General features: G+C 44.5%; 9 protein-coding genes. 6 read left to right on the forward strand and 3 right to left on the reverse strand.

The window, feature by feature from the left end; all coding sequences use genetic code 11:
• Positions 1–135 precede the first annotated feature (135 nt).
• Both luxS and yjeH read right to left on the reverse strand, forming a co-directional pair.
• A complete protein-coding gene (gene luxS, locus ACHUFM_RS18100) occupies positions 136–648 on the reverse strand; it encodes an S-ribosylhomocysteine lyase (RefSeq protein WP_394184015.1) in 513 nt (170 codons plus the stop codon).
• 65 nt (positions 649–713) lie between these two features.
• Entirely contained in the window at positions 714–1,988 is a 1,275-nt protein-coding gene (gene yjeH, locus ACHUFM_RS18105) for an L-methionine/branched-chain amino acid transporter (RefSeq protein ID WP_394184016.1), read from the reverse strand.
• A 151-nt stretch (positions 1,989–2,139) separates the two neighbouring features.
• On the opposite strand from yjeH, the gene ACHUFM_RS18110 reads away from it, so the two are divergent.
• Positions 2,140–2,568, forward strand: a complete 429-nt coding sequence (locus ACHUFM_RS18110) for an Lrp/AsnC family transcriptional regulator (RefSeq protein WP_063333949.1) — start codon at positions 2,140–2,142, stop codon at positions 2,566–2,568.
• Between the two features lie 81 nt (positions 2,569–2,649).
• Here ACHUFM_RS18110 and argC read toward each other — a convergent pair whose 3' ends face one another.
• The gene (gene argC, locus ACHUFM_RS18115) at positions 2,650–3,681 is read right to left on the reverse strand and encodes an N-acetyl-gamma-glutamyl-phosphate reductase (protein ID WP_394184017.1); all 1,032 of its coding nucleotides are present in this window, start codon (positions 3,679–3,681) and stop codon (positions 2,650–2,652) included.
• Between the two features lie 177 nt (positions 3,682–3,858).
• On the opposite strand from argC, the gene ACHUFM_RS18120 reads away from it, so the two are divergent.
• From ACHUFM_RS18120 to ACHUFM_RS18140, 5 genes are all read left to right on the forward strand, one after another.
• Positions 3,859–5,532 carry a chloride channel protein gene (locus tag ACHUFM_RS18120; protein WP_394184018.1) on the forward strand — a complete coding sequence of 558 codons (1,674 nt, stop codon included), beginning with the start codon at positions 3,859–3,861 and terminating at the stop codon, positions 5,530–5,532.
• Between the two features lie 56 nt (positions 5,533–5,588).
• Positions 5,589–6,872, forward strand: a complete 1,284-nt coding sequence (hemL, locus tag ACHUFM_RS18125) for a glutamate-1-semialdehyde 2,1-aminomutase (protein ID WP_394184019.1) — start codon at positions 5,589–5,591, stop codon at positions 6,870–6,872.
• A 26-nt stretch (positions 6,873–6,898) separates the two neighbouring features.
• Positions 6,899–7,684, forward strand: coding sequence for a CDP-diacylglycerol--serine O-phosphatidyltransferase (gene pssA, locus ACHUFM_RS18130; RefSeq protein ID WP_394184020.1), 786 nt, complete (start codon positions 6,899–6,901; stop codon positions 7,682–7,684).
• A 109-nt stretch (positions 7,685–7,793) separates the two neighbouring features.
• Positions 7,794–8,786, forward strand: coding sequence for a protein-methionine-sulfoxide reductase catalytic subunit MsrP (gene msrP / locus ACHUFM_RS18135; RefSeq protein WP_394184021.1), 993 nt, complete (start codon positions 7,794–7,796; stop codon positions 8,784–8,786).
• Position 8,787: 1 nt separating this feature from the next.
• The gene (locus ACHUFM_RS18140; protein ID WP_394184022.1) at positions 8,788–9,396 is read left to right on the forward strand and encodes a protein-methionine-sulfoxide reductase heme-binding subunit MsrQ; all 609 of its coding nucleotides are present in this window, start codon (positions 8,788–8,790) and stop codon (positions 9,394–9,396) included.
• Positions 9,397–9,448 lie beyond the last annotated feature (52 nt).

Here is a 9,448-nt window from a genome sequence, read left to right on the forward strand (position 1 = left end):
ATCCGAATAGATGGCTGCAAAACGCTTCTTGTTAGATCTTGATTTTGCTTGCAAAAATCGGGGTGTCCATAGATGTTGAGCATTAAAAAAGGTGACACTAGGTCACCTTTTTTATTTGGTATGTAGCTACAATCCTTAGCTGTGTTCTTTCAAGAACTCCTCGCTTAGATACAATTCTTCATTGCTGTTTACTTTTACATCGCGCTCTAAAATCATTGTTGCAATTTTTTGTGCTTCTTCTAGAGAGTGCATTTCGTAAGTGCCGCACTGGTATTCGTTTAGTTCTGGAATATCCGCTTTAGCTTTAACGCCCAGCACGTCTTGCATGGCATTTTTCCAAGCCGTTGCAACTTGCTCTTCAGAGGGGGTGCCGATCAAGCTCATATAAAAACCCGTTCGGCAGCCCATTGGCGAAATGTCGATAATTTCAACCTTGTCGCTATTTAGATGTTCACGCATGAAACCCGCAAACAAATGTTCCAGTGTGTGAATGCCTGTTTCAGAAAGGATTTCTTCATTTGGCACACAGAAACGTAAATCAAACACTGTGATGTCGTCACCTTTAGGGGTGGACATGGATTTAGCAATACGAACGGCAGGGGCATCCATACGTGTATGATCAACACGGAAGCTGTCTAAAAGTGGCATAGATTCTCTCCTTTTCAGCCATAACGGAACGAGGCTATGGCGTGTATAAAATTAATTTAGCCGAATTATACATTAAGATTGATGCCTTTACTGCTGCTTTTGATGGATCTTATCCATTCGTAGCAGAGCGCTAAGCAAAACATAATCGCTGCAAATAACATGTTCTCACCGATGAAGAATGCCATAAAGCCACAGCTGCAGAGTGCCAATAAGGCTAGTAGTTTTAACTGCTTATTTAAAAGCTTAATGGCTGCGATGCTGGTTAGAGTGTAAATGAGCAGAAAGCTGCCATTGGTCATTTCAATAAACCACGCCATTTTCCAGCCAGACAGCTCTGAGAATAAAATGGACAGCAAGGTGATAGCGCATACTAAAAGGACGGCTTTTGCTGGAGAACCTTGGGCATTCAGTTGATTGAATTTTGATGGTAACGCGCCTTGTTGCGCCATGGATTGGACCATACGGGAAAAGCCAAGAATGTAAATGGCCACATTAGCGAACGCAATCACATAAGCGCCTACGGCAAAGATTCGACTGCCGGTGTCCCCTAGTAATTTACTGACCAACAAAGCAAGAGACTGACTGTTAGTCACCTCGTCGCCATAAGTTTGATGCCAAGCAATCAATAACACTAAACTCAAGTAAGCAAGAATCACAATGGCAATGCCGCCCAGTAAAGCAATAGGAAAGTCACGGGTAGGGTTTTTGAATTCAGCGCCCATATGTGCCATGACCTCTATACCAAGAAAGCACCAAAAAATGACTCCAGTGGCGTAGAGAGTCGTTTGCCAGTCAGCCAGATTGCTCGGTGATGTGATCACTTGAGTGCTGGATTGAATATCACCTAGTAAGCACAGCATGATGATGGTGGCAATCATGGCGATGACCACGCCACTTTGAAAGCGAGCAGAGGTTTGAATGCCGGCTATCGCAAATAGCATCATGCCAACTAGGGTGATGATGCTAAAAGTGAGAATCCAGTTTTCCGTAACATTGAAGATAATACTGAGATAGGCTGCGGCGACTTTAATGGCGACCGCGGGGCCAACTAGCAAGATACTTAAGAATAACCAACCGACCGCTTTTTCAATACCACCACCAAAGGCTCGCCCTATGTAATGAGACGCACCGCCTGCAGAAGGGTATTTGGCGCCTAAGAAAGCAAAGATAAACGCAATGGGAATAATCATTGCAGCTGTTATGAGCCAAGCATAAAAAGCAAAAGAACCTGCTTGTGCGACCGACATGGCAGGTAAGATCATTAGACCCGTACCAATGAAGGTGGTGACTGTCATGGCCATGCCTTGAAGTGGGCCAAGAGTTTGGTGATATTGAGTCATAGTGAACCTTGATGAATAAGCTGTTTTTTAATGACTTCTAGCATAAAATAAGGCGCTCAATAGGAAACGATACAAGATGACGCTATTGAGGTGCAAAATGACGGAAGTTCCGTTATTTTGTCTCGGATGATGGAAGAATAAGAGGTGTTGAGTGGCGGATCAGTACGATCAAAAGATTCTGGCATTATTAGTCGCCGATGCGCGTTTGTCTGTGTCGGATATTAGTCGACAAGTGAATTTGTCTCGTTCAGCGGTGACAGATCGTATTCGACGCATGGAAGAAATTGGTACCATTACGGGCTACCATGCGCATACGTCGGTTTCTAAAGAAGAGGGCGTGACCGCTTATCTAGCGCTAACATTTCGGCCGCTTTCTTGCGATTTGGTGCAACCTCTTATCGATGCTATACCTGAGGTGAAACTGGCTCACTCTATCAGTGGTGATGTGGATTTGATGGTGCTTGTGCAGGCGGCTTCCATGGCGCGGCTGCATCAGATTCGCAGTGAAATGGATTCATGGCCAAATTTGGATAAGGTGGTGACGCACATGTGTTTGGCTAAGCGTGTAGATCGTTGGTGATGTTGCTTATGGGATTCAAATTGTTAACATTTAGACATAAAAAACGGGCTGAAGCCCGTTTTTTATGTCTAAGAAAAGAGATTAAGGCATCATGCCCAGTGCAGTTAAGCCCATATTTTCTGGCAAATCCAACATGATGTTCATGTTTTGGATGGCCTGACCAGATGCGCCTTTTACCAAATTGTCGATCACCGAAAGCACAACGACTTTGTCTCCGCCTTGTGGACGATATACCGCAATACGACAGAAGTTAGCCCCCTTGGTGCTGCGGGTTTCTGGTAAGCTGCCTGCCGGCATCACATCAACGAAAAACTCGTCTTCGTAACGTTCTTCGAATAAATTTTGCAGATCAACGGAGGTGTCGATCAAGGTGGCATACATAGTTGAGTGGATACCACGAATCATAGGCACAAGATGAGGAACAAAAGTTAATCCTACAGGGCTGTCAGTAACGGCTTGTAGTCCTTGTTTGATTTCTGGTAAATGGCGGTGACCAGCGACGCCGTATGCTTTAAAGCTCTCACTGGCTTCACATAGTAAAGACCCCACATTCGCACCACGACCAGCGCCACTAACGCCGGATTTAGCATCTGCGATTAAATGTGCTGGGTCAATGATTCCGGCTTCCAATAAAGGAATTAAGCCCAATTGCGTTGCCGTAGGGTAGCAGCCGGGGTTGGCCACAAGTTGTGCTGTTTTGATGGCCTCACGATTGATCTCAGGTAATCCATAGACAGCCTTTGCAACGTAGTCTGGTGTTCTATGATCCATGCCATACCATTTTGACCATTCTATGGTGTCTTTGATACGGAAGTCCGCGCCCAAATCAACAACCTTAACACCTCGGTCGATTAATTCTGGTACTTGATCCATGGCCACGCCATGAGGCGTAGCAAAAAATACTAAGTCGCATTGTGCCAGTTCGTCTACACTTGGGGTTGAAAATCGTAAGTTGTAATGACCGCGTAAACTTGGGTAGATATCTGAAACCAGTTTGCCTTCTTCACTACGAGAAGTAATGGCCACCACATCAACTTGAGGGTGGTTTGCAAGTAGTCTTAATAACTCGGCTCCGGTGTAACCCGTACCGCCAACGATACCTATTTTATACACGATGTTATCCTATCTATTTATGCCTGTACTATTTAGCCTGTACTGAGGCGATTGCGAATGTTTAATATAACTGATTGAATAGTGCACGAAATTTGCTCCCGTTAAAAGTGAGGAGGCGGTCTGAAAGGGTTAAATTTAAAGGAAAAGTGGCTTGCAACGGCAAAATCTTATGATGACTTGTTTAAGTTGTCTTTACTAGGTGGCTTGTGTGGCTTAGTGTGTGGTCTAGTGATGGCCTTTTTTTATATGGTCATGTACGTTCCCGCTCGTTATTTTATCAATATGGAGTTTGATTCCTTTGCTTCACTGCCGTTATTCACTCGTATCGCGTTGCCTGTTCTGGCCTGCTTTCTATTAGCCTTATTATTTCATTTTACCCCTAAGGCTTATCACAAGGTTGGCGTACCTTATGTCGTAGAGAGGTTGACTTATCATGGTGGCCATTTGCCCGTTTGGAACGGTCTGATGCAATTTGTCTCTGCTGTTGTGGGCTTGCTGGGCGGCTTGTCTATGGGCAAAGAAGGGCCAGCTGTGCATCTCGGAGCAACCCTAGGCAGTGTATTAGCAGTGCGAACAAAGTTGACCCAATACGGTGTGGAAACCATGTTGGCCTGTGGTGTCGCTGGGGCCATATCGGCCATTTTTCAAACGCCACTGGCGGGGGTGTTGTTTGCTTTTGAAGTGATCTTCTTGGAGTATCGACAGCATTTTGTGTTGCCGGTATTACTGTCTTCCGTGGTGGCAACCTTTGTTAGCCATTTTCTTATTGGACCGATGAATGCGTTTGATATTAATGCCCTACATCATGTGACTTTATCGTTTGAATTATTAGCGGCTTGTCTGTTATTGGTATTGATGATTGTTCTGCTGGTGGCGCTGTTTTTTCATACTCAAAAAATGGCTTGGCGTTTTAGTCAGGTTTCTGTTTGGTGGCGCTTTTCCATTGTTGCTCTATTAACGGCTCTTGCGGCCTTTTATCTGCCCGAAAGTTTGGGCATTGGTTATGGGTCTTTAAGTCGCTTATTGAGCGGTGATTTGCTTGTTTATGCATTGTTGGTACTGATCTTAGTAAAAACAGTATTGACGGCTGTCACCATTGGTTTGGGCATTCCTGGAGGCATGATTGGTCCCGCTTTTGTCATCGGAGGTATGGCTGGTGTTTTTGTTGCTTTAGTTTTTGGCGTGACGGTAGATAACATTGCTTTGTTTGCTCTATTAGGTATGGCAGCTATGATGGCGGCCAGTTTTCAAGCGCCATTAACGGCGTTGGTTGCCATCATAGAAATGACGCAATCTTCTTCTTCCATTGTTCCAGCTTTGTTTGTCATCGTGCTGGCTTGTCTCTTGCTGAGGGTTGTGTTTCATCAAGAATCCATTTTCACAGAGAGACTTAAGTTCATGGGAATGGCTTCCTCGATTAGTCCATTTCGTCGTCATTTACGGCAACATAAGGTGTCTTCGGTATCGGATGATGCTTTGATCCTACCGGTCAAGATTCCTCTTGAGCAAGTGAAAGATTTGGCTTCAAGTATGGTAAACTATGCGGTATTCGAAACGGATGGACGTTGGTATTGGGTGCATCGTGCTCATATTTTAGAGGCCTTGCAAAACCTGGATATTGGCCCGCAACCTTGGCTTCGATTTGATCAGGGAGTGGGGGTAATGGATTTACGGCTTGCCGTTGTAAGTGAAGCCATTTTACAAATTGATGAGCCATCTTCTTTAGAAGCTTTATTGAGTTGGTTTCAAGAGAGCAGACAAAATGATGTACTGATTCGTTTACCAAATGCCATTTATGGTGTGGTTTCGAAACATCGTTTGGATCAATTTTTACTGAAGCATGATGACTAAAATTGGTCTTTGTTTCGTATGAATGAGAATATATTAGTAATAGGATTTAGCAAATTATGAGTCGTTCAGAAGATCTTTATGCACGCGCGCAGCACCGAATTCCTGGTGGCGTTAATTCCCCTGTTAGAGCGTTTAATGGTGTTGGTGGGACACCGATTTTTTTTCAGCGTGGTGAAGGTGCGTATGTCTATGATGAAGATAAAAAACGCTATGTCGATTATGTGGGTTCTTGGGGACCAATGATTTTAGGTCATTCTCATTCCGATGTGTTAGAGGCTGTGCGTCAACAATTGGATTTTGGTTTAAGCTTTGGTGCGCCTACGGAAGTGGAAATCACCATGGCAGAAAAAGTGTGTGAGCTGGTGCCTTCTATGGACATGGTACGCATGGTGAATTCAGGAACCGAAGCGACCATGAGTGCGATTCGTTTGGCTCGTGGCTACACCGGCCGTGATAAAATCGTCAAGTTTGAAGGTTGCTACCATGGGCATTCTGATTCTTTGCTGGTGAAAGCTGGTTCGGGAGCCTTAACGTTAGGTGTGCCTAACTCGCCAGGTGTTCCTGCTGATCTGGCAAAACATACCATTACATTGCAATACAATGATATTGAAGGTGTGCAGCAGTGCTTTGCAGACATTGGTGCTGACGTGGCTTGTATCATCGTTGAGCCAGTGGCTGGCAACATGAATTGCATTCCTCCTGTGGCGGGGTTCTTAGAAACTTTGCGCCAAGTGTGTGATGAATCTGGTGCGGTATTGATTTTTGATGAAGTGATGACCGGTTTTCGTGTCGCGTTGGGAGGTGCTCAGGAGCATTATAACATTCAACCAGACTTAACTACCTTAGGAAAAGTGATTGGTGCGGGTATGCCTGTTGGTGCTTTTGGTGGTAAACGCGAGATTATGGAATGTATCTCGCCTTTAGGACCTGTCTATCAAGCAGGGACTCTGTCAGGGAACCCGGTTGCGATGGTTGCCGGTCTAGCGGTTCTAAATAAAATCAGCGAATCGGATTTCCACAAAACATTAGGTGAAAAAGCGACGCGCTTAGTCACTGGTTTAAAAGCCGCAGCGGATGAGGTAGGCGTGCCATTTTGTGTAGTGAGCGTTGGCGGTATGTTTGGTTTCTTTTTTACCGAAGCGGAGAAAGTGACCAGCTTTGCTCAGGTGCAAGAGTGTGATTTAGAGAAGTTTAAAGCCTTTTTTCATTCTATGTTGGAAGAAGGTGTGTATTTTGCACCGGCCTCTTTCGAGGCTGGCTTTATCTCTCAAGCGCACACAGACGAAGACATTGATTTTACCATTGCAGCTGCAAAACGAGCGTTTGCTAAACTGAAGTAATTACATTGAAAAGAAGGTTATGTTAAATGCCTAATGATGACATTAAAGACCCCGAAATGGATAAATCGGCGATAGACTCAACGGATGAAGCGGAAATTTGTGATGGGAAAAAGCCGCCTAGGAAAGAGGTTTACCTGCTGCCTAACTTATTTACAACAGCGGCTTTGTTTTCGGGTTTTTATTCTATTATCGCGGCGATGAATGGAGACTATGGCCATGCGGCCGTGGCGATTTTTATCTCCATGGTATTTGATGGTTTGGATGGACGTGTTGCTCGTCTGACTCATACACAAAGTGCGTTTGGGGCAGAATACGATTCTTTGGCGGACATGGTGTCGTTTGGCATCGCGCCAGCATTAGTCGCGTTTACTTGGTCATTGGCGCCGCTCGGCAAAGTAGGCTGGATTGCCGCGTTTATTTATGCCGTTGGCGCTGCCTTACGTTTAGCTCGCTTTAATACCATGCTAGGTGTTGAAGAAAAACGTTACTTTACCGGTTTGCCTAGTCCAGCGGCCGCCGCCATTGTGGCCAGCGTAATCTGGGCCTCGAATGAAAGTGGCATTGCGGGTGAAACCCTATCCACTCTAATGGCGCTGTTGGTGCCTGTTGTTGGACTGCTGATGGTGAGCAATGTCAAATACCGTAGTTTTAAAGACTTAAACCTTAAAGGTCGTGTGCCTTTTGTTGTGTTATTGATGGCGGTGTTGGTGTTGGTGTTGGTTGCGCTTGAGCCTTCATTGGTGCTGATGGCGGTATTCTGTTTATATGGGCTTTGGGGTATTGGCGGCATTATTTTTAAATCTTTACGGTAATAAATTTTAACCTCAAACCGACTAAGCTATATCGAATAGATTTGTGTCGGTTTTGAACCTTTCTCTGCGGACACACTCTATCCATTAAGTCTTCAAATAGAGGTGTGTCATGCAGATTAAAATTGCCAAAGCGTCGGATTGCCATGAAAGTAGTGTGACGCCCGAGTCTGTCTATTTAAATCGACGTCAATTTATGCAAGCGGGTCTGATCGGGGCAAGTTCTTTAGGCTTATCTGGTCGCGTACTGGCTGACAGTCAAGAGGTTAGTCCTCTTGCTATTCCAACGTCTCTTGAAGGGGCTTTTAGTCAGTTAAGCAAAACCCCTTATGGTCAATCCGAAACAGCGGCTCCTTATGATGTGGCAACCACCTATAATAATTTCTATGAATTCGGTTATGGTAAAAGTGACCCTGCGGATTATTCTGATTCCTTGCAACCGTTTCCCTGGAAAGTGCGAGTAGAAGGTGAAGCAGAAAAAGTAGGGGATTTTGATGTTGAAGATTTCATAAAAGACAGTCAATTGGAAGAACGTATTTATCGCTTAAGATGTGTTGAAGCTTGGTCTATGGTCATTCCTTGGATTGGCATACCGCTTGGCGAGTTTCTTAAAAAGTTTCAGCCCAACTCCAAAGCAAAATACGTATATTTTGAAACCTTATATGATCCTAAGCAAATGCCTGCCCAGCGTGGAAATGCCTTGGATTGGCCATATCGTGAAGCGTTGCGTATTGATGAAGCAATGAATTCACTCGCCTTCTTAGCCGTGGGGATGTATGGCAGCGTATTACCAAACCAGAATGGTGCCCCGTTACGTTTGGTATTACCTTGGAAGTATGGTTTTAAAAGTATCAAATCCATTGTCACCATTCGTTTCGTTGAATCCATGCCACAAACAACATGGAGTATGTTGGCGCCAAATGAATATGGCTTTTATGCGAATGTAAATCCAGGGGTTGATCATCCTCGTTGGTCTCAAAAGCAAGAGCGACGATTGCCTGGTGGTGTACTCTTCCCTAACGTGATTGAAACCCAGATGTTTAATGGCTATCAGGAAGAAGTGGCAGGATTGTATCAGGGGATGGATTTAACTCGGTATTACTAATATGGCGCAATTTTGGGACCGAAAAGAAAAACCTTGGATAGTGACTCTATTCAGTTTGCCGTTTTTATGGATGCTGGTGTCTTTGCTAATGGGGCAATACTTTCCGGATCCAGGCAAAATACTTATGCGACTCACAGGGATATGGGCATGCGTGTCATTGGTCTTAGTGCTCTTTATGACGCCCATAACCAAATACACCCAATTCAAATTTCTAGCACGTTATCGACGTTTTATTGGTCTGTCGTCATTTTTGTATGCCTTGTTACATATGGTTTGCTACTTGGTGTTGTTTGCTGGCTTGAGTTGGACATGGATCGCGAGTGACTTGATTGAGAAACCTTACATTTACGCTGGGGTGGGGGCATTGGTGATTTTGACGACGTTGGCTATAACCAGTTCTAAGCGAATGATGAAGAAATTGGCCAAACGTTGGAAGCCACTGCATCGTTTGGTCTACTTGTCCGTTCTCTTAGTATGGCTGCATCTATGGTGGCAAATAAAGAGTGATACCAGCATTCTTGTTTGGTTCAGTGCTTTTGCTATTCCATTGCTTCTTATACGAATTCCACAAACTCAGAGTGTAAGAAAGTATTTTTTAAAAAAGAATTAAAAAGTACTTGCTAAAAATCTGTAGATCCTTAATATACGCCCTCGCTGACACG

It is taken from the genome of Marinomonas posidonica, assembly GCF_043643765.1.
GTDB lineage: Bacteria > Pseudomonadota > Gammaproteobacteria > Pseudomonadales > Marinomonadaceae > Marinomonas > Marinomonas posidonica_A.